At 61.7% G+C, this 20,842-nt stretch carries 19 protein-coding genes; 9 read left to right on the forward strand and 10 right to left on the reverse strand.

Going from position 1 to position 20,842, the window contains the following annotated elements:
* Positions 1-4: 4 nt before the first annotated feature.
* Entirely contained in the window at positions 5-2,059 is a 2,055-nt protein-coding gene (fusA, locus tag HZ993_RS22220) for an elongation factor G (RefSeq protein WP_209394878.1), read from the forward strand.
* Between the two features lie 72 nt (positions 2,060-2,131).
* On the forward strand, positions 2,132-4,219 hold the full coding sequence (locus tag HZ993_RS22225; protein WP_209394879.1) for a hypothetical protein: 2,088 nt from the start codon (positions 2,132-2,134) through the stop codon (positions 4,217-4,219).
* Here the strand turns inward: HZ993_RS22225 and HZ993_RS22230 are convergent.
* Complete coding sequence (locus HZ993_RS22230; protein ID WP_209394880.1) at positions 4,216-5,478, reverse strand: hypothetical protein; 1,263 nt, start codon at positions 5,476-5,478, stop codon at positions 4,216-4,218. The two genes, HZ993_RS22225 and HZ993_RS22230, sit on opposite strands and share 4 nt — an antisense overlap.
* A gap of 134 nt (positions 5,479-5,612) precedes the next feature.
* Between HZ993_RS22230 and HZ993_RS22235 the strand changes: the two genes are divergently transcribed.
* Positions 5,613-6,677 (forward strand): 3-deoxy-7-phosphoheptulonate synthase, encoded by a 1,065-nt coding sequence (locus HZ993_RS22235; protein ID WP_209394881.1) that lies wholly within the window; start codon positions 5,613-5,615, stop codon positions 6,675-6,677.
* A gap of 88 nt (positions 6,678-6,765) precedes the next feature.
* Here the strand turns inward: HZ993_RS22235 and HZ993_RS22240 are convergent, their stop codons facing one another.
* Entirely contained in the window at positions 6,766-8,703 is a 1,938-nt protein-coding gene (locus HZ993_RS22240; RefSeq protein ID WP_245213724.1) for a methyl-accepting chemotaxis protein, read from the reverse strand.
* Positions 8,704-8,938: 235 nt separating this feature from the next.
* Here HZ993_RS22240 and HZ993_RS22245 point away from each other — a divergent pair, with 235 nt between their 5' ends.
* Positions 8,939-10,084, forward strand: coding sequence for an ABC transporter substrate-binding protein (locus tag HZ993_RS22245; RefSeq protein WP_245213725.1), 1,146 nt, complete (start codon positions 8,939-8,941; stop codon positions 10,082-10,084).
* 13 nt (positions 10,085-10,097) lie between these two features.
* Here HZ993_RS22245 and HZ993_RS22250 read toward each other — a convergent pair whose 3' ends face one another.
* Positions 10,098-10,844, reverse strand: coding sequence for an ABC transporter substrate-binding protein (locus tag HZ993_RS22250; RefSeq protein WP_209394883.1), 747 nt, complete (start codon positions 10,842-10,844; stop codon positions 10,098-10,100).
* 237 nt (positions 10,845-11,081) lie between these two features.
* Between HZ993_RS22250 and HZ993_RS22255 the strand changes: the two genes are divergently transcribed.
* Together HZ993_RS22255 and HZ993_RS22260 are read left to right on the forward strand one after the other, a co-directional pair.
* Positions 11,082-13,259, forward strand: a complete 2,178-nt coding sequence (locus HZ993_RS22255; protein ID WP_209398683.1) for a 3-hydroxybutyrate oligomer hydrolase family protein — start codon at positions 11,082-11,084, stop codon at positions 13,257-13,259.
* 80 nt (positions 13,260-13,339) lie between these two features.
* Positions 13,340-14,500 carry an ABC transporter substrate-binding protein gene (locus HZ993_RS22260; protein ID WP_209394884.1) on the forward strand — a complete coding sequence of 387 codons (1,161 nt, stop codon included), beginning with the start codon at positions 13,340-13,342 and terminating at the stop codon, positions 14,498-14,500.
* Here the strand turns inward: HZ993_RS22260 and HZ993_RS22265 are convergent.
* The 7 genes from HZ993_RS22265 to HZ993_RS22295 form a co-directional block, all read right to left on the reverse strand.
* Positions 14,497-15,036 (reverse strand): DJ-1/PfpI family protein, encoded by a 540-nt coding sequence (locus HZ993_RS22265; RefSeq protein WP_209394885.1) that lies wholly within the window; start codon positions 15,034-15,036, stop codon positions 14,497-14,499. The genes HZ993_RS22260 and HZ993_RS22265 overlap by 4 nt on opposite strands.
* A 10-nt stretch (positions 15,037-15,046) precedes the next feature.
* The gene (locus HZ993_RS22270; protein ID WP_209394886.1) at positions 15,047-15,460 is read right to left on the reverse strand and encodes a GNAT family N-acetyltransferase; all 414 of its coding nucleotides are present in this window, start codon (positions 15,458-15,460) and stop codon (positions 15,047-15,049) included.
* Positions 15,461-15,601: 141 nt separating this feature from the next.
* Positions 15,602-15,895: a hypothetical protein gene (locus HZ993_RS22275; protein ID WP_209394887.1), complete on the reverse strand. Its 294-nt coding sequence runs from the start codon at positions 15,893-15,895 to the stop codon at positions 15,602-15,604.
* Between the two features lie 17 nt (positions 15,896-15,912).
* On the reverse strand, positions 15,913-16,443 hold the full coding sequence (locus HZ993_RS22280; RefSeq protein WP_209394888.1) for a GNAT family N-acetyltransferase: 531 nt from the start codon (positions 16,441-16,443) through the stop codon (positions 15,913-15,915).
* Positions 16,433-16,855: a hypothetical protein gene (locus HZ993_RS22285; protein WP_209394889.1), complete on the reverse strand. Its 423-nt coding sequence runs from the start codon at positions 16,853-16,855 to the stop codon at positions 16,433-16,435. Before HZ993_RS22285 ends, HZ993_RS22280 begins: the two co-directional genes overlap by 11 nt.
* A gap of 10 nt (positions 16,856-16,865) precedes the next feature.
* Entirely contained in the window at positions 16,866-17,267 is a 402-nt protein-coding gene (locus HZ993_RS22290) for a hypothetical protein (RefSeq protein ID WP_209394890.1), read from the reverse strand.
* Between the two features lie 27 nt (positions 17,268-17,294).
* On the reverse strand, positions 17,295-17,891 hold the full coding sequence (locus HZ993_RS22295) for an AAA family ATPase (protein WP_209394891.1): 597 nt from the start codon (positions 17,889-17,891) through the stop codon (positions 17,295-17,297).
* Positions 17,892-18,166: 275 nt separating this feature from the next.
* Here HZ993_RS22295 and yaaA point away from each other — a divergent pair, with 275 nt between their 5' ends.
* The 3 genes from yaaA to queF are packed head-to-tail and all read left to right on the forward strand — an operon-like array spanning position 18,167 to position 20,783.
* Positions 18,167-18,946, forward strand: a complete 780-nt coding sequence (gene yaaA, locus HZ993_RS22300; protein ID WP_209394892.1) for a peroxide stress protein YaaA — start codon at positions 18,167-18,169, stop codon at positions 18,944-18,946.
* 38 nt (positions 18,947-18,984) lie between these two features.
* Positions 18,985-19,929, forward strand: coding sequence for an alpha/beta fold hydrolase (locus HZ993_RS22305; RefSeq protein ID WP_209394893.1), 945 nt, complete (start codon positions 18,985-18,987; stop codon positions 19,927-19,929).
* Positions 19,926-20,783, forward strand: coding sequence for an NADPH-dependent 7-cyano-7-deazaguanine reductase QueF (queF, locus tag HZ993_RS22310; RefSeq protein WP_209394894.1), 858 nt, complete (start codon positions 19,926-19,928; stop codon positions 20,781-20,783). The genes HZ993_RS22305 and queF overlap by 4 nt, the downstream gene beginning before the upstream one ends.
* Positions 20,784-20,842: the final 59 nt, after the last annotated feature.

A 20,842-nucleotide genomic window follows, 5' to 3' on the forward strand; every position in this document is an offset into this window, starting at 1 on the left:
TGTCATGCGCCAAGTGCCCAGTTCCCTGATTCGTACGGTTGCGCTGGTTGGCCATGGGGCCGCGGGCAAGACCACGTTGGCCGAAAGCCTGTTGGCCGCCACCGGCACCATCACCAGCCGTGGCACGGTTGAGAAGGGCAGCACCACCTGCGACTTTGATCCCATGGAAAAAGAGTTCGGCCACTCCCTGCAAAGTGCAGTGGTCAGCATCCCGTGGGATGGCGCAACCATCCATTTGATCGACACCCCCGGCTTCCCGGATTTTGCGGGCCATGCGATTGCTGCGCTGGCCGGTGTGGACACGGCACTGGTCGTCATCAACGCGCAAACCGGCATCGAGCTGGCTACTGAGCGCATGTTTCATCTGGCCGGTGAACGAGGTCTGTGCCGCATGCTGGTGATCAACAAGATTGACGCTGACAACGTGGACCTGCCGGCCCTGGTGGGCCAGATCCGGGAGCGTTTTGGCAAAGAATGCCTCTTGCTGGACCTACCCGTCCACCACGGACAGGATGTGGTTGAACTGCTGGGGCATACGGAAGGCGATAGTGATTTCGCCTCGGTAGCCGCAGCGCACCGCAGCCTCATCGACCAGATCGTCGAAGAGGACGACACCCTGATGGCGCGTTACCTGGAGGACGGCGTGGACCCGTCCCCGCAAGAACTGCATGCACCGTTTGAGGCCGCGTTGCGCGCCGGGCACCTGATTCCCATCCTGTTTGTGTCTGCCAAAACCGGCGCCGGTGTGCCGCAACTGTTGGACGTGCTGGCCAAGCTGGCACCGAATCCGGCGGAGGGCAACCCACCCCCTTTTTACCGCGGCGAGCCCGGTGTGCAGCCGCAAGCCTTTGCGGCGCAGCCGGACGACACGCTGCATGTGCTGGCCCATGTGTTTAAGGTGGTCATGGACCCCTTCATTGGCAAGATGGGGGTGTTTCGGGTGCACCAGGGCACCATCACCAAGGACATGCAACTGTTCGTAGGTTCCGGCAAACGCGCCTTCAAGGTGGCGCACCTGTACCGCCTGCAAGGCAAGGACTACATCGAGGTGCCCCACCTGGTGCCCGGCGACATAGGTGCGGTGGCCAAGGTGGACGACATTGAGTTTGACTGCGTGCTGCACGATTCACACGATGAAGACCACATCCACCTGAATCCCTTGCAGTTCCCGCTGCCCATGCAGGGGCTGGCCGTGCAGCCCAAGCGCAAGAGTGATGAACACCGCCTGTTTGAAATCCTGCACAAGCTGGAGCTGGAAGACCCCTGCTTCAAGGTGGAGCGCCACCCCACGACCAATGAGACCGTGATACGCGGCCTGGGCGAGGTGCATTTGCGCACCAAGCTGGCACGCATGCAGCAGCAGTTCAAGCTGGAGCTGGACACCAGCCCGCCACGCATTGCCTACCGCGAGACCATCACCCAGTATGCCGAGGGGCACTGCCGCCACAAGAAACAAAGCGGTGGTGCGGGCCAGTTTGGCGAGGTGATGCTGCGCATAGAGCCTCTGGAGCGGGGCGCTGGGTTTGAGTTTGTCGACGTGGTCAAGGGCGGCGCCATCCCCGGCGTGTTTATGGCAGCGGTGGAAAAGGGCGTGCGCCAGGCTCTGACCGATGGTGTGGTAGCGGGTTTTCCGGTGCACGATTTGCGGGTGACGGTGTACGACGGTAAGACCCATGCGGTGGATGGCAAAGACATCGCTTTCACATTGGCCGGGCGCAAGGCCACGATCGAGGCCGTACGCAAGGCCAGCCCCATCGTGCTGGAGCCGCTGGTCAGCATCGAGGTGCTGGCGCCCGAGGGCGCGATTGGTGACCTGACGGGTGACCTGTCCAGCAAACGCGGCCATGTGACAGGTACCCAGCCGCGCCCGGCGGCCACGGCGGCCATCCATGGCCAGATCCCGTTGGCCGAGCTGGACGACTACCAGGGGCGGCTCAAGTCTTTGACGGCCGGCAAGGGCAGTTACAACATCGCGTTTTCGCACTACGCCCCAGTGCCCGCGCAGACCCAATCCCAGCTGATGGCGGCCCACAAAACGGTCAGTGTGGATGAGGAATAGTTGGGGTTTTCGCTATTGATTTGAGAGCCCCCCACGCCCGCTGCACGGGGGCGCTGTGCGAGAATCGTCCCCATGAAAGCAGTGTTCAGGCTCAAAGCTGGTGTATGTGGGGTGCTCATGCTGTGCACCGCCATGGGCAGCGCAGCCCTGACGCTGGGCCGTGCCCAGGGTGCTGTGTTTATTGGCAAACCGCTGGATTTGCGGGTCCAGGTGCAGTTTGACGCGGCCGACGAATCGCAGTCCGCCTGCATGGACGCCGAGGTCTTTTACGGCGACACCCCGCTGGAAACCGCCAAGATCAATGTTGTAGTGGAGCCGGCAGCCAGTGCCCAGGGTCCCACAGTGCGGGTCACGTCCCCGGTGCTGGTCAATGAGCCGATCGTGACCGTGAACTTTCGCGTTGGTTGCCAGCAAAAGCTGTCCAAGCGGTACACCGTATTCCCGGAAGTAGCGACCAATGTGGTGGAGCCCCCCGCACCACGGACGGCCGCCCGCAGCCCGGTGGCCCCCGTCACTTTGCCTGTGGTGCCTGCCGCTGCACCGCTTGCCGGACCTGCTACGGCTGCCGCTGCCAACCCGAGCGAGCGCAGCACAACAGCCGGAAGCCGTGCAGAGTCCACAGCCCAGCCCCGTGCCGCGGCAGAGCGGCCTGTGGCCAAGCCAGCGCGCGTGGCACCCGAGGCGGCTCCCACCCCTGCCGCAGCGCCCGTGCGTACCAAACCCGCCGCCAAGGCGAGTGGAAAATCCCGCCTCAAGCTCGACCCACTGGATCTGCTGATCGAACGCGACCCGGTGTTGCAAGCCACCACCGAACTGCTGACCCTGCCGCAAGAAAACCCCGCCGCGCGGGCTGAGGCTGCTGCCTTGTGGCGCTCGCTGAACACCAGCCCCGAAGAGTTGCTGCTGCAAGAGGCCAAGGCCAAGGCGTTTGAGAAAGACCTGAAGTCCCTGTATGCCGTCACGGCCCAGAACCAGAAGGGTTTGATGGATCTGGTCGCCAAGGTCGAGCGCGCCGAGTCCGAGCGGTATGCCAATGGCCTGGTCTACACCCTGGGTGGGCTCTTGCTCATCAGTTTGCTGGTCTTGGCCTGGGTATGGCGCCGTGCGCAGCGGGTGCGCCCCAGCCATTGGCGCGATGGGCTGGACAGCGGGGACAGCCTGATGGCCGAACTGGTCAAGGCGCCGCCGGTCAGTCGCCCGCGGGCGCCAAGTGCGCCCAGTGCGCCAGCTGCAGCTGCAGCGCGGGACGTGCCGACGCCGTCGGCCATGTCGCCGCTGGACTTCGATTTGAGCGACATGGGCCTGGCCCCGCAACCCGCTGCACCCACCGCGCGGGTGCAAGACCCCAACCTGGACTCCTCACCCGCGTCGCTGGATACGGTGCCGCGCCCGCTGTCAGCCGTAGCCTTGGCCCAGGCCGGTGGCCGCGACTTTTCGGTCAGCGTCTCGGGTGGGCTGCGTGCCATTGACTCGACGGAACTGCTGGATGTGCGCAAGCAGGCCAGTTTTTTCATGTCGCTGGGTGAGGTGCAACAGGCCATCGATGTGCTGGTCAACCACATCGCGCAGGTGGGGCAGTCCAGCCCGCTGGTGTGCCTGGATTTGCTGAAGATTTACTACAAAGAGGGCCGAGAGCCCGAGTACGAGGCCCTGCGCAAGGAGTTCAACAACTGGTTCACGGGCCATGTCCCGGTCATTGACGACTTTGGTGACGAAGGCCGCTCGCTGGACAAATACCCCAATGTGCTGGACCAGATTGTGGCCCTGTGGCCCGACCCCCGGGTGCTGGAGTACATCGAAAACTGCATGTACCACCACTCCAGCGACGAGTACGAACCCCACTTCGACCTGCTGGCCTACCGCGAGCTGCTGCTGTTGCACGGTGTTGCAAAACGAATTGTGCGCATGTCGGACGATGCCCATGACGCAGCAGCTTTGGTGCGTATCGCTGCCCGCGCCCCCTCGGGTGACAGTGCCGATGTGGGCAGTAGCGCTGATGTGGCACACCGCCTGGGTGCCCAGCACCGTGGTGCCTGGAAGCGCAACCCGGTGCCCGTGCCCCCGTCCAGGCAAAAGACTAAAGACCCGCAGGCCGATGTCGAGACCCGGGGCTCACCGCTGGACGGCACCACGGACTTCGATTTCTTCGACTTGCGCTAACGCACGGTGCTCCAGTTGGTATCGGGCGGCGCGTCTTGTTCCAGCTGGTTGAGCCGCTCCAGCAAGGCTTGGGCCTGGGCTACCAGCGCAGCGTTGTCGGAGGCCAGCACTTCAGCGGCCAGATCACGTGCCTCGGTCCACAGCTCCAAAGCGGCAGATTCCTCGGCCAAAGCCATCGTGATGGTGTAGTCGTAGGTCTTGGCACCCGTTGCTGGCGGCTGATGCTCCACTTCCAGCACAAGCTCGGGATCGGGCTCGGGCGCGTAGGCAGGGGTGGTTTGCACCGGTGGTGCTTCTGCTACTGCTTCAATTTCTACTACGGCTTCGGGTGTGAGGTCCATGTCTAGGGCGGCGTATGGGGGTTGTAGGTCTGGCTCGGGAGCGGGTTCAGGCTGCACGCCATAGTCTTCCAGCGCAAGAGAGAAATGGATGGCATCGCCCGGCTGCGCGTCGCCGATGCCAGGGGTGGATTCGCCGGGTTGCCGCCAAGGGTCTGGCGTCACGTCCAGATCCAGATCCAAATCCAGCGCGTCGGGCTCTGGCGCTGGTTCATGTTGGGGTTCTGGTGCGGGTTGCAGGGCCGCAGCGGGGGGGGGCACTTCGTCCAAATCCAGGTCAAGGTCCAGGTCGGGGTCCAGATCGGGGTCTACGGCGTCTTCGCGCTCCAGGAAATGGGCACGGGCTTCCCGCTTTTCGGCCAGCGACTTGCGCACCCGCATCACTTCGGAGGCGGCGGCCTCCGAATCAAAGGCCATATTGGGTTCATGGCGGGCAAAGGGGCTGGTGGACGGCTCGAAACCGTGGGTCGAAAACTCGCCCGACGCCGTGCTGGGTGCCCAGCCCTCTGTCTCGCCAAGCGGGATTTGGGATGGCTGTGCCGATGGCGGGGCCGTGGGTGCAGCGGCTGCTTGAGGCTGCGGCACCGGCATGCGGCGTGCGCCAGCGTCGATCCAGTGGGTGCGGGGGCGCTGCCACACATACCACCAGATCACCACAGCGGCCAGAACCAGTGCCGACCCCACGCCCAATACGGCGCTATCCACCGTGGAAAAGCCAGGCAGATGGGATGTGATGGCGGAGTAGGCGTCTACCGGTTTGCGCGCCTCCAGCTGCTGCAGGGATTGTTGGGTGGCCAGTGCCTGCTGCTGCACGCCTTTGAGCTCGGCCTGCATACGGTCAAACTGGCTGGCGCCCGCTGCAGGCGCGGAGGCGCCCGGCAACGGTGCGGTGGGTTCTGGCAGTGTCGTAGAGGAGGGCAATTGGGTCTCACCATGGGGGAGCGGGCTGCCCGGCGCAGACGCGGCTCCCCATGCTGCGGCGAATGATAGTGCATGCAGAGGCCAGCGCCCAAGGCAGAACCTAGAATGCAGCCTTCCTTCTGCCATCCACTGCCATGCCCTCCACCGCCGACATCCGTATCCGCAGCGTGCGCCCGCTGATTTCGCCCGCCATTCTGGAAGACGAACTGCCGCTGGGCGACGCAGGTGCCGCCGCCATCCACCAGGCCCGCCGCGATGTGGCCAAGGTCATTACGGGGCAGGACGACCGCCTGCTGGTGCTGGTGGGGCCCTGCTCGGTGCACGACCCGGCCTCGGCCATCGAATACGCGCGCAAACTGGCGTCCGTGGCTGCGGCCATGGCCGATGACCTGCTGGTGGTGATGCGGGTCTATTTTGAGAAGCCCCGCACCGTGGTTGGCTGGAAAGGCCTGATCAACGACCCCGGGCTGGACGGCAGCTTCCAGATCAACCGCGGATTGCGCCTGGCGCGCAAGCTGTTGCTGGACATCACCGATGTGGGCCTGCCGATTGCCACAGAATTTTTGGACACCACACTGGGCCAGTACTACGCCGACCTGATTTCGTGGGGCGCGATTGGCGCCCGCACCACCGAGAGCCAGATCCACCGCGAGCTGGCCTCGGGCCTGTCCATGCCGGTGGGCTTCAAGAACCGCACCGATGGTGATCTGCAGGTGGCGGTGGACGCCATCCTGTCAGCCCGCCACCCGCACTGCTTCCCGTCGCTGACACACGAGGGTGCGCCCGCCGTGCTGACCACATCTGGCAACGAACACACCCACTTGGTGCTGCGCGGCGGCAGCCGCAGTGGCCCCAACTTTGACGCGGCCCATGTGGCCGAGGCGGCAGCCCTGCTGCACAAGGCCGGCGCACCCCAGGCCATACTGGTGGACTGCAGCCACGCCAACAGCAGCAAGCGGTATGACCGCCAGCCCGAGGTGGCGCGGGATGTGGCGGGGCAGGTGGCAAACGGCCAACGCGCCATCATCGGCGTGATGCTGGAAAGCCACCTGGTGGCCGGCACCCAGCCCGTGGTGCCTGGCCAGCCGCTGACCTATGGCCAGAGCATCACCGATGCCTGCCTGGCCTTTGACGATACGCTGCCCGTGCTGCAGGAGCTGGCCCATGCGGTGCGCAGCCGCAGAGCTAAATCACTATAAAAATAATAGCTATATAGCTATATTTCACGGGGGCTAGAGGCCAATTTGGCTTAAGGTGTTTCTGTGAAAAGCCCTCTGGTGTGCAGCGCTAGTCCCCCAACCGGAACACCGACACGGCTTGCGCCAGGCGCTGCGCCTGCTCCTGCAGGCTGGCGGCTGCGGCGGCAGACTCCTCCACCAGCGCGGCGTTCTGTTGTGTCATCTGGTCGAGCTGGTTGACGGCGGTGTTGACCTCGCCAATGCCGTCCGACTGCTCGCTGGCTGCCGACGTAATCTCTCCAATGATGTCGCTGACCCGCTGCACCGAGCTGACGATCTCACCCATGGTGCTGCCGGCGTTTTGCACCAGCGTAGTACCGGATGCCACCTTGTCCACCGACGCACCAATCAGCGCCTTGATCTCCTTGGCCGCCTCTGCACTGCGCCCGGCCAGGGAGCGCACCTCGCTGGCCACCACGGCAAAACCACGGCCCTGCTCACCGGCGCGGGCCGCTTCCACCGCCGCGTTAAGCGCCAGGATATTGGTCTGGAAGGCAATGCCGTCGATGACGCTGATGATGTCGGCAATCTTGCGGGCGCTCTGGTTGATGTCTTCCATCGTGGTCACCACTTGGCCGACCACGGCGCCACCGCGTGCGGCCACCTCGGCAGCCGATGCCGCCAACTGGTTGGCCTGGCGGGCGGAGTCTGCGGACTGGCGCACGGTGGCGGTCAGCTCTTCCATGCTGGACGCGGTGCGCTGCAGGTTGCTGGCGGTTTGTTCGGTGCGCACACTCAGGTCCTGGTTGCCGCTGGCGATCTCGGCGCTGGCCGTGCCAATGCTGTCCACCGATGCGCGCACCTGCGACAGCGCCGTCTGGTAACGCATGCGCATGCCTTCGACCTCGCGCACCAGGGCGCCGATTTCGTCGTCGCGTTCGGAGCGGAAGGAATAGGTGAGATCCCCATCGGCCACCGCCTTGACCACCGTGGTCAGCTCGCCCAGTGGCTGGCTGACGGTGCGGCGCACGGCCACAAAAATGGCCACCGCCAGTGCCACCGTGGCCAGCAGCATCAGCCCCCAGATCATGAACATATTGCGCCAGTGCCGCTGGGTGGATTCGCTGTGGGACACCTCGGCCACCACCCAGGCGCCGCCACTCTTGGTCTTGCGCCCCAAGGCCCAGCGACCGGAGCCATTGGCCTGCAGCAGCGCGGCGGCCATGTCGACCCGGCCGTCGGTTGATGCGGTCAGTGCATCCACAAACTCGGCGGCCTGGGGGGAGACCTCACTCAGCTTTTTGCCACTGGCCGTGGGGTGGACCAGGAACACGGCATCCGCTGGCGCACCACGCGGGTCCATCACATAGGCGCCACCGGTTTCAAAAAACTTGGCGTTGGCCACCAATTGGTTCAGCTCGGCCTGCAGAGGGGTCAGGTCCCGCGCGGCGGACAGGATGCCGATCAGTTTGCCCTCGGCATTCTTCAGTGGCTCGTAGTGGGCCATATAGGGCTTGCCTGCCAGCACCTCGCGGCCGGTATAGGCCTGGCCCGCCAGCACGGCTTTGTATGCGGGGTGGCTGCGCTCCAGTGGCGGGGTCAACACCCGTTCGCCATCCGCCTTTTTGAGCGAGGTGGTGATGCGTACAAAGTCATCCCCCTTCTTGGCAAACACGGTGCCCGGGTTGCCGGTGTTGCCGGTGAAGGTGTCCACGTCGCCAAAGTTGTTGTTGACCGCGGCACCGTAACTCTTGATCTCACCGGTGGCCTCGTCCTGCGTCATCGTGGCCTCGAACGACTGCTGCAGCGTCTTGGCCGCGCGCAGCACCAGGTCGCGTTGTGTGTCGTCGGTGGCGTCCATGGTCTTGGCGATGCCTTCTATCTTGTCGGCCACTGAGTCCTGCACCTGCTGGCGCGCCGTGCGCCCGGCCACCAGGCTGATGGCCAGCGCCAGCAACACGAGGATGGTGGCGATGATGCCCATGGCCAGCAGCGTGAGCTTGCGGGCGACCGATTGGGGCGGCGTGGTTGTGTGGGGGTTGTTCATGCGCGCACTATTGCCCCTGGGGCTGGCAGCGTCAAGACGGTATAAGCCCCTCACAAGTCTGCTGGCGATGACTGTTTTCAGAAGAGAAAGTGTGGTGACCGACGGTGCAGGCGCCTAGGGAATGTACCGAGCAAATCGGGCCTCAATTGTCGTTGGAAAGACATTCTGCTGTCATTTGCGGCCTTAGCATCTGCCTCTCCATTTGTCGTTGTGCCCATCCCTTATGAAAAATCACTTGGACTCCCTTCACCCCACACGCCGCCGTGTGCTGGGTGCGCTGGCCGCACTGCCGTTGGCATCTACTTTGCCAGCCCGCGCCGATGACACCGGCCCCATCAAGATTGCCCAGTCCATCGCGTTGACGGGCCCCTTGGGTGAGTTGGGCCAGGCCATGCACCAGGGGGCCAAGGTGTGTTTTGCTGCCATCAATGCCAAGGGTGGTGTGAATGGCCGACCGATTGAACTGACCGTGGCCGACGATGGCTACGACGTCAAACGCTCCCTGGCCAATGTGAATGGCTTTATGGAAGACCGCAGCAACTTTGCGCTGTTCAACTGCATGGGCACACCCATGATCGAGGCCATGCTGCCCAAGGTGATGGAGTCGGGCATACCGTTTTTTGCACCATTCTCCGGGGCCTTGTCGGTGCGGCCCAAAAATGCGCGCAATGTGTTCAACATCCGCGCCAGTTATGCCGACGAGGCCGAACAACTGGTGCAGCACCTGGCCACGGTGGGCATCAAACGTATTGCCATCGTCTACCAGAACAATGCCTTTGGCAAAGAGGTGTTCACTGCCACGCAGCAGGCCATCACCCGCTACAAGCTGGAGGCGATTGCGACATTGACCGTGGAGAACGATGCGTCCGACGCCGAGGCCGCCGCCAAGAAGATTGCCGCTGCAGCGCCCGAGGCCGTGCTGGTGGGCCTGGCGGGCAAACCCACCATCGCCTTTGTGAAAGCCGTGCGCCAGGAGCGCAAGGGCCTGCAGCTGTATGCGCTGTCCATCATGGGATCAGCGGCCACCATCGCCACGTTGGGGGGTGACGCCACCGGCATGACCATCTCGCAGATCGTGCCCTTGCCCAGCAATATGTCACGCCCCGTGGTGCGCGATTTTCAGCTGGCGTGGAAGGCGGGCAATGTGGCGTTGGAGCCGTCCCACCTGGCGCTAGAGGGCTACATCAACGCCCGTGTATTTGCCGAGACCCTGCGCCGCGCGGGCCGCAACCCCACACGCAGCAGTTTTATCGACAGCACCTGGGGCACCAAGAATTTGGACCTGGGTGGCTTTGCCGTCAACTTCAGCGAGTCTGCCGTGAACGCATCGCGTTTTGTGGAGCTGACCATGGTGTCCAACAACGGGCGGTTTATCCGCTGACGGTGGAGCGGGTCTACTGGTAGCCCTGCAGGATGCGGTCGATCTCGCCAGTGGCCTTGAGCCGGTTGATCGCATCCACCACTTTTTGGGGTTTGTGGGCAGAGGATTTGTTCACGCCGCAGTAAAAGTCGGCCCGTTCTAGCGGCAGAGCCCAGTCGGCGATGGCTTCGCTGCCCGATTGGCGCTTGAACCATGCCAGCACCCGTGTATTCACCACGGCGTACGGTGTGCGGGCCCGGCCCAGCTTCATCAACACCTTTTCCTGGTCCACGGCGTCTTCACGCAGCAGGCTGTGGTCCTGGAATCGCTTGTCCAACGCAGGGTACAAAAAGCCCAGCACGGTGCCCACGGTGGCGCCCTGGGGTAGCTGGCTCAGGTCGGTGATGGTGCCCGTGCCGCTGCGGGCACCCACCAACACGTCGGAGGCGTCAAACAGCGGGTTGCTGAAGATGTATTGGCCCGGGTTTTGGGTCCACGTCGGGTTGAAGTAGCAGCGCACGTCCAGCTCGCCAGCCTGGGCCGCAGCCTCAATGCGCTTGCGTGGCAAAACCACATAACGCACCGGCAGGTGCAGGGCAGCCCCAATGGCCTGGGTCAGGTCAAACACGATGCCACCCACCAAACGGTCTTCCCGCACGTCGGCATAGGGCATGCTCCAGCTTGTGGACGCCGAGAAGCGCAACGCGTCGGCCTGCTGGCCCCATCCCACGGCAGGTACCCACACCATGGCCAGGACTTGGAGCCCCATTCGCAACTGCATGCATGTTCTCCGGGTTGTGGCTTGCATGGTAGCGCAAGCGAGAGTGGCCTATTTCGATGCTGCCAACAGCTCTTCGGAGCCGCTGCAGAGACCCTAGTAGCGTAGCGTAAAACTACCCTAGGAGGAACCCGATCAAGTATTCGTACGCCTAGCGTTGCTGGGGACTTGGCTTCTATGCTCGCGCTTCTTTCAAACCGTGAACAGGAGACGTGCGTGACCCATTCCATCCATCCTTCCATGCTTGCTGCATCGGCCGCAACCCTGTTGCTCGCCGCCTGTGGTGGTGGCAGCAGCAGCCCCAGCGAGACCTTGAATACTTTGCCCGCTGGTTTTGTCGAGGTGGCCAAGAGCACCCATACGGCCGTCTCCCCATCCACTGGTGCCACCACCGCAGCGCAAGACCTGCTGACCGCCGGCCTGGGCAAAACCGGCCTGGGCCTGGCCGCTGCGCCCGCCTTTGCCGACCCCTTGAACCCCACGCCCGCAGAGCTGCGCCGCAATGCCATCCATGCGAATTACCGCGCCATACTGGACCCTTCGGCCAATGGCGGATACGGCAGCTTGTACGGCCCCAACATCAACCTCAGTGGTGGTGACACACTGGGCGAAGGTCTGATCCCTGGTGTGGAGTACATTGCGCGCCTCGACGATGGAACCGGCCGCAAGAATGTTACCGTCGCGGTGCAGATTCCTGCCAGCTTTGATGCAGCCAACCCCTGTGTGGTGGCAGGGCCTTCGTCGGGTTCCCGTGGTGTGTATGGTTCGATCGGCAGTGCGTCCGAATGGGGCCTCAAGCGCGGATGTGCCGTGGCGTTGACCGATTCCGGCAAGGGCATGGGCTTGTACGACCCCATGGACGACAGCGTCAACAAGATCGACGGTGTGCGTTCCACGCGCTCGGCGGCAGGCGCGCTGTCGCACTTCGCGGCCTCGATCACGGATGCTGCACGCGCTGCTTTCAATACGGCCTTTCCCAATCGCCTGGGCCTCAAACATGCGCACTCGCAACAAAACCCCGAGAAGGACTGGGGCAACGACACACTGGCATCCGTAAAGTACGCCCTGTTCGCCTTGAACAAGGAGTACGCACCGCTGGCGCAAGACGGTGTTAGCCGTATCGCGCGTTTCAATGCCGGCAACACCTTGGTGATCGCCGGATCGGTGTCCAACGGCGGTGCTGCCGTGCTGCGCGCCGCCGAGCTGGATACATCGGGCCTGATCGATGGTGTGGTCGCTGCAGAACCCAGCGCCCAGCCCCGCACAACGGTGGGTTACGGTGTACAGCAGGGGGGTGTTGCTGCCAGCAAGTACGGGCTTTCGCTGATCGACTACTTCACTTTCGAGAACATCTACCAACCCTGTGCAGCACAGGCGCCTGCAGCTGTCATGTCGGAGAGCAGCATCTTCAACTACATGACGCTGACCAGCATGAACACCCGCGCGGCCAACCGCTGCGCTGCGTTGGCAGCCAAGGGTCTGGTCACGGGCACCACGCTGGCTGAGCAGGCCACCGACGCCATGCAGAAGTTGCGCAACTACGGTTTTATGCCCGAGCACGACCTCATGCACAACGCACACTACGGTTTGGGCAATGGCCCGATCATCGCCATGATGTACCCGAATGCATTGGGGAGGTTCTCCATGACCGACAACCTGTGCGGTGCCAGTGCGGCGGCGGTCAACGCCACCGGTGATGTAGTGGCTGTGTCCGCGGCAGCCAAGGCCGGTTCGTTTGCATCCGGCAATGGCACGGTCAACGGCAGCCCGGCCAGTGTGGTCTACAACGATTCAGTCGGCGGTGCCAAGGCATGGCAGTTTGCCGTGTCTGCGTCCAGCGGCAAGGCAGACTTCGGCCTGGATGTGGCCCTGTGCCAACGTGCACTGGTGACCGGCACCGACGCAGCCACGGGTGCAGCCCTGACTGCAACGAGCGTGCCCACCAAGGCCCAAAGTGATGCCGTGAAGGCGGGTATTGCCGAAGTGCAGCTGGACGGCAACTTGCGCGGCAAGCCCACGCTGATCGTGGCCGGCCGCAGTGATGCACTGGTCCCTGTCAACCACTCCGCACGTGCCTATACCGCCTACAACCGGATGACCGAGGGCAGTGCCAGCAAGCTCAGCTACGTGGAGGTAACCAACGCCCAGCACTTCGACACCTTCCTGCCGTTTTCGGGCTTTGACACACGGTATGTGCCGCTGCACTACTATTTTGTGCATGCCATGAATGCGATGTATGCCAACCTGAAGTCTGGCACAGCATTGCCACCCAGCCAGGTGGTACGCACCACACCACGCGGTGGTTTGCCTGGCGCAGCACCGGCCATCACCAAGTCCCATCTACCGCTGATGGCGACCGCACCTTCGGCGGCCAACCAGATCGGCTTTGCCGGAACTTCGGTCAACGTGCCGGACTGATCCGGCTCCACAGTGGTCTGACCCCCGTGCCCGCTTCAGCTTTGGCTGGCGGGCACATTGCATGCAACTGAAAGCGCGCTATGAAAACCATCGCTTCGATCCTGCCCGTCCTGCGGCGTGCCATCGCCTCGTCAGCCCTGTTGTTAGGCTTGGCTGGGCCTTTCGGGGGCAGCCAAGCGGCAGAAATCTCCATCGCCCAGGTTGCACCCTTGTCGGGCGTGCTCGCCAGCACGGGGCAACAAATGGTGCTGGGCGGGAAAATTTACTTTGCCTGGGTCAATGACAATGGAGGCATACACGGGGCCCGCATCAAACACATCGTGCACGACGATGCCTACAAGGTGGATGAGACCGTGCGGCTGACCCGTGAGGTGCTGGCCGACCCGGACGTTGTGGCCCTGTTTGGATACGCCGGAACGGCCAATGTTGCCAAGCTGCTGGCCGATGGTGTGCTGGACGCGGGCGGTGCCCCGCTGGTTGCGCCCTATACCGGTGGTGAAGCGCTACGCACCCCATTCAATCCGCATATCTTTCATGTGCGGGCGGGCTACATGGACGAGACCGAACACATGGTCCATCAGGTTGCAACCCTGGGCATGACCCGAATCGCCGTCATGTACCAGAACGATGCCTTTGGCAAGGCCGGACTTGCGGGTGTGGAGGCTGCCGTTGCCAAGCGCCAGATGAGGCTGGTAGAAACCGCTACCTACGAGCGCAACACGGATCAGGTCCAGGAGGCCGTGAAGAAGATCCACGCGGCCGACCCACAGGCCATCATCATGATTTCCGTCAACCGGTCTACGGCGGCATTCGCATCGCAGTACCGGACCGTGGGCGGCGGAGCGCAGTTGTACAACATTTCGGTGGTGGACCCTGCAGAACTGGTTAAGTTGGCGGGCATCAAGGCCGTACACGGATTGGGTATCTCCCAGGTTGTGCCCTTTCCATTTGGTGCCAACAAGCCCGTGGTACGGGAGTACCAAGCCCTTTTGCGCAAATATGGCGGCGGGCAGGCACCCAGCTACACCAGCTTTGAAGAGTTTTTGGGCGCCAAGGTTCTGGTGGAGGGTCTGCGCCGCGCGGGGCCTTCGCCCACCCGGGCCAAACTGGTCAAGGGGCTGGAGAGTATGAACAACTTCGACCTGGGCGGCACCAGCATCCAGTATTCCCCAAACAACCGCATCGGCTCACGTTTTGTGGAGGTGACCGTGATTGGTGGTGCGGGGAAATTGCTGCGTTAGGGGCACTTGACTGCGTCCAGGCTCCTGGCAACAGCAGCTGCAAACTTGACGCATGCCCAGGGTTGTGCCGTGATGAAACGGCCGTCTACAACGGTGTCCGCACGCTCGAACACAATGCCTTCCCAGAAGGATTCTGTGGCTTGGACGGCCTCGGGCGTGGCATGTTCGAGCGTGTAGTTGTGCGTCGCACGAACACCTCGAAGCAGCCCCGCACTTGCAAGTACAAGATTGCCTGCACAAATCCCGGCCATAACAGAACCCCGCGCACTGGCAGCCTGGAGGCATTGTGTAGCGGTGTTTTGTGGAATGATGGAACCAGGATCACCGCCCGGTATCAAAACGCAAGCTACTTCCAAGGATTCAAGGTCAGCGTAGCTGCCAAAAGCTTGGAGCACAGAACCATTCGACGCGAGGTGTTGCATCCCGTCAGGGGTGAAGAAGAGCACATCAAACGACTTCGCCAACAGTTCAGTCGCAAGCGCAACCTCAAAGAAGATACACCCGGGGTAGAGCAGAACGGCAACTTTGCGGCGCATAAGAGCATGACTACGGTTTAAGACAGAGCTGCATACCTGGACCATCGCTGGGCCTGGAAATGAAACCATGTTGTTCATAGAAGCCGGCCTTTCCTCTGGCACTGAAAAGCTGAATGTCAGTGATGCCTGCACTATGGCAGGCGTCCAGTACAGATGACAACAACGCAGAACCAATACCGCGCTGCTGATATTCGGGGTGCACGATCATCTCGGTAATGAAGGCATGCAGATGCCCATCCGATATGGCGCGCGCAAACCCAACCAGTTGCCCGTCGGAATAGGCAGACCGCGTGAACCACGAGCCCCTGAGTGCACCAGCGTAGTAGGTGGCGGGACGTGATGGCGGCCCCCAACCTGTCGTGTCATACAGAGACTTGAAGTCCTGCGGCGCAGGTATGACAGAGGTGAATTCAAGTTGTTGCATGGCGTGACCTGATGTGGGTGGTGCTCAGGGCTGCGCCCATAGGGCAGCACTTTGGAAACCATAGATACCCACTGTGACAAACATGGGTGCAAGCAAGAGCACTCCGACGGTGGCAGCTGTGGCGACGGCCTTGACGCCGTGCTACTTTAGTAGCAGTTGCGTTTTTGGCATGAAGTACTGAAAGGCGGCGAACAGGCCCAACAGAACCAGGAACACCTGCCAGAAGCCGGCAATGCCGAATGGAATGGCGTGGACATAGCCGTACACCCCGACCAGACCAACGATGAGCAAGCCATAACTGACCACCTGCTCTGCCCACATGGCAGGGGTAATCCGAGGTGACTCCGGTTTTCTGGGCTTGAAAAACATGGCGGCAGCGGCGACTACGAGGTAGATCGACATGAACCAAAAGTACGTTTGCAGGAGCATGTGCATGTGAGTTTTTCAGTTGACTAAGCTTGTGCGTTGGGGCCTATGAGCACATGGTTTTCATGGTTTCCCTCACCCAGGGTGAAGTAGGTGGTGCCGACCTTCGTGTAGCCCTGATGTGCATAAAAAGCCGTGGCCCTGGTGTTCTTTGCGTTGACGGTCAGCCACAACATGGCATTCGCTTGCTGCTGCCTTGCCTCAGCTTCCGCGGCCCGAAGTAGCAGTTTTCCGACCCCATGACCGATGAAGTGTTCTTGTACATAGAGCGTTTGCAACTCGGTCGAAGCGTGTTGGTCTTCTGGACAGGCGGTGCCGAACTTGACGACAGCGAGACCCACAAGGTTGGCACCGCTCTGCGCTACGAAGACCCGGCGTGTTGGGTCGTTCAAGGTCCGCAGGTATTTTTCTGGGGCGAGTTCCTGAAGTACGTATCCAGCGATATCGGCCGAGATGCCATCGGTGGCATAGGTGTGCAGCCAGACTTGTGTTGCCAGGACCGCCAAATGGCTGGCGTCGTCAGATCGGCCGACGCGAATGGAGAGCTTAGGAGGCATTTTCGGCACTGAACGTGGTGGATTGCGCGGCCCGGTATGCGTGGTGGATACCCAGTAGATGGATAACAAAACTGGCTTCCTCGGGCAGAAGCACAAGCAAGGCAACCGGTGGGTTGCCGATGACCCACAGCACGACACCAAAGAGCACCACATGCCCCAGGAGCGAAAGCTGCCAGATGTGAAGGCGCCGCCTCGGCGCGTACCTTCCGATAGTGCCCAAATAGTAAAGCTGCGCTACGTAGACACCCAGGCATGCAAGTGCAAGAACAACCCAAACGGACTGGGTTGCAAGGGTGAAGGCCAAAGCCAGAAACACGGCGAGTATGGCGACGGAGCCACCCAGAAAGCCCATGGACCACTTGGCGAGACGCTCTTCAAGCGTCGGCTTTTTCGTGGGAGTCTTGAACTGCATTTAATTTAATCTAATTTGAAAAAGGATTCGACCAAAACCAAGTCTCGTTCCTTCTTAGCCCCTCAATGTCGCCGAAAGGTACAAAGTATTGTTTGCGTCGCGAGTCCAGTACCAGGATTCCTAGTTCGGGACAAAGCTGCTCTCCGTTCTCAATCTTCGCCCGTAGATTTGTTTCGCTGAACGTGCCCGAGCGATCGGTAACGCTCACCCCTTCAAAACTGACATGATCTATTTGACCCATCAGTTCATTCTCGGACAGGCAGCTAATCCAGGCGCCCTTGCTGAATCTGACCAATAGCGGTTCGTCGATGACGATCCGCAAACGAACTTGGTACTGCACCAACATCGCCGTGCAAGCAATCAACGCCAGCCCAGCGGTGATATAGAGGAGAAATTTTGACGTTCGATTCATGCGATTCGACGATTGACGCGAGGGTGGCTAAGGGCGCTGGGCCGTGGACGTCCAACCTGGTTGATTCACGGGTTTGGCGTTGCATTTGCCAAACGCATTTGCCTGAATAGTGTGAACAATGTCTTGCACTCTTAAGAGTTGCTCGGTATTGATGGTGATGGCCCTATCAGGAAACAGAGGGCCATGCCCGCTATGCGCCTCCAGCATAACAAGCAGGCGGTCGTGCGACCACCGTTCGTCGAGATGACCCGGATGACGCTGACGCGCAAGAAAACGTGAAGCGGCTACCGACGCGCTGCATACGCAGTGCACTTCGACTGCTATGCGCGAAGGGTACGAGAGCCAATCCACTGGAGTGCCCGAGTCGGTGGTTGATGCTGGATGCTTCCACCATGAGGTGATGACCGCGGCTCCCATGGCTGACGCCTCTTCTTGAAACTGTTCGTCAGCGCGTTTGCTGAGTGCGCGGCGCCATGCTGAATTGCCTGTTCCCTCAGACAGGAATAGTGCTTCGAGGAATGAGTCTTTGTCCAGAAACGGCAGTTGCAGGCTCGCTGCCAAGGAGGCGGCAAGTGTTGTCTTCCCACTTGCAGGCAAACCAGAAACCACCACGAGTCCGTGCATTGCGAAGCTCAGGAAAATGCGCAGAACAAAGTCTGCTCAATTCGTCGAGCCTTGCGTTTTAAGTTGGACATCAAATTTTCCCGAGAAATGGCGTTTGCACGCGGATTGCTGGGTCTTGGCAAATTTCATACGCCCATGCAAAAAAAAGAACAGCACCAAGCCCACACAGGTTTTTCACCGATTCTAGGGGCCAAGCCCTTCAGGACCCGCGCCTCTCCACATTCACGATAATGGAGCTTGTCCGTCTGGTCGTTGATATCTGAACCCCCCACCGTATGCTGTTTTTGCTCTCGCCCGCCAAGTCCCTGGACTACGAAACCCCTCTGGACCCCCAGCTCCCCCACACGCCCCCGCTGTTTGTCAAACAATCCAAAGAACTGATACACCTGCTGCGCACCTATTCGCCGCTGCAGATAGGCGAGCTGATGTCGCTCAGCGATGCGCTGTCTGCGCTGAACGTCGCGCGTTACCAGGCGTGGTCGTCCCGCGCTACGCCCAAGAATGCGCGCCAGGCGGTGTTGGCGTTTGATGGTGACGTGTATGGTGGCCTGGATGCGCGCAGCCTGGGCAGTGAAGACTTGGCCTGGGCGCAGGACCATGTCTGCATCCTCAGCGGGCTGTATGGTGTGCTGCGCCCTTTGGACCTGATGCAGCCCTACCGGCTGGAGATGGGCACGCGTCTGGCCAATGCGAGGGGGCGAGACCTGTACCACTTCTGGGGCACGCAGATTGCGGATTACCTCAATACCCGTTTGCGTTCCGATATCAGCCCCGTGGTCATCAACCTGGCGTCGCAGGAGTATTTCAAGGCGGTGGACACCAAGGCGCTGAAGGCGCGTGTGGTGGAGTGTGTGTTTGAAGACTACAAGAACGGCCAGTACAAGATCATCAGCTTCTTTGCCAAGCGTGCACGCGGGCTGATGGCGCGGTATGCCGTCACCCACCAATTGGTCAAGCCCGAGCAACTGCGTGCGTTCGATGTGGACGGATATGCCTGGAGCGCCGCCCAGTCCACACCTGAGCGCATGGTGTTCCGCCGTAAAGTATCAAGCTAAATGGGCCTCTAGCCCCCGTCCATACTCATTCATACGCTATGAAAATCAAAGCAAACGGCATCGACATCGAAGTCGAAGACACCGCCGAGATCAACCCCCAGGACCTGGATGCCTACACCCGCCCAGCCGTGCTGCTGATCATGGGCCTGGGCATGCAACTGGTAGCCTGGCCACCACAGATGATCGAAGCACTGGTGGACGCGGGCTTTCGCGTCATCCGTATGGACAACCGCGACATCGGACTGAGCCAGCACTTCGACCACCTGGGTAAACCCAACATCCTCTGGGCAGGGCTCAAGTACAAGCTGGGTCTGAAAGTGGTTGCGCCTTACACGCTGGAAGATATGGCGCAAGACGCCTTGGGTGTGCTGGACGTGTTGGGTGTGGAGCGTGCACACGTGGTGGGTGTCAGCATGGGCGGCATGGTGGCGCAGCGCGTGGCCATCGCGGCGCCACAGCGCGTGCTGAGCCTCACCAGCATCATGAGCAGCAGTGGCGCCAAGGGCCTGCCACAGGCCAAGCCCGAAGTCACCCGCGTGTTGCTGAAGCGCCCGGAAAGTGATGCGCCCGAGGCCGTGGTGGACCATTACGTGCGCCTGTTCAAGGCCATCGGTAGCCCCGGCTACCCCGTGCCCGAGGACGACATGCGTGAACGCATTCTGCGCGGTGTGGAGCGCAGCTTCCACCCCGAAGGCACGTTGCGCCAGATGTTGGCCATCGTGGCCGACACCAAGCGTGCATCGCAGCTCGCCCACGTCACCAGCCCGACCCTGGTGTTGCACGGCCGCGCAGATCCGCTGGTGCCGTTTGCCAATGGTGAAGACACGGCCGCTCGTATCCCCGGTGCGCGCTTGGTGGGCTTTGATGGCATGGGGCACGACCTGCCGCCCGAGCCGGTGGCACTGATGCTGGACGAGTTGATCCCCCACCTGCAGGCCGCGGAACCGCCCGCACCCTACCTGGCGACGAAGGTCGTAGCATGAACACACCCGAACAATCGCAGCTGGGCAAAAGCGCGGCCTACATCGACCAGTACGACGCGTCGCTGCTGTTTCCCATTCCCCGGGCCGGCAAACGTGCCGAGATCGGCATCACCAGCGCGCCGCCGTTCTTCGGTGCCGATATGTGGACCGCATTCGAGCTGAGTTGGCTCAACCTGCGCGGCAAGCCGCAGGTGGCGTTGGTGCACTTCACGATCCCCTGCGAATCGCTGAACATTGTGGAGAGCAAGTCGTTCAAGCTCTACCTCAACAGCTTCAACAACACACGCTTCGCGGATGCGGATGCCGTCAAGGCGCGCCTGCGGGCCGACATCACCGAGGCCGTGTGGCGAACGGAGGGTGCGCCGCTGGCGGCGCCCACGACAATTGGTGTGACGCTGGTCGGTGCCGACAACTTTGACCGCGAGCCGGTGCACGAACTCGATGGCCTGAACCTGGATCGGCTGGACATCGAATGCACGCAGTACACGCCAGCGCCCGAGCTGCTGACCGTAACACCCGACGAACAACCAGTGTCCGAAGTATTAGTCAGCAATCTGCTCAAGAGCAACTGCCTGGTGACCGGCCAACCCGACTGGGGCAGCGTGCAGATACGCTACAGCGGGGACCAGATCGAGCAGGGCGGTCTGTTGCAGTACATCGTGAGTTACCGCAACCACAACGAGTTCCACGAGCAGTGTGTGGAGCGCATCTTCATGGACATCTGGACGCGCTGCAAGCCGACCACGCTGACCGTGTATGCACGCTACACGCGCCGCGGCGGGCTGGACATCAACCCCTTTCGCACCAGCCATCCGCAGGCGCTGCCGCGCAATGTGCGAACGGCTCGGCAGTAAAGTCCTGTTGAATTTGCTATTAATTTGGTAGCGTAATGGTCAATAAATACGGGGGCTAA

The organism is Rhodoferax sp. AJA081-3 (assembly GCF_017798165.1).
In the GTDB taxonomy this organism is placed as follows: domain Bacteria; phylum Pseudomonadota; class Gammaproteobacteria; order Burkholderiales; family Burkholderiaceae_C; genus Allorhodoferax.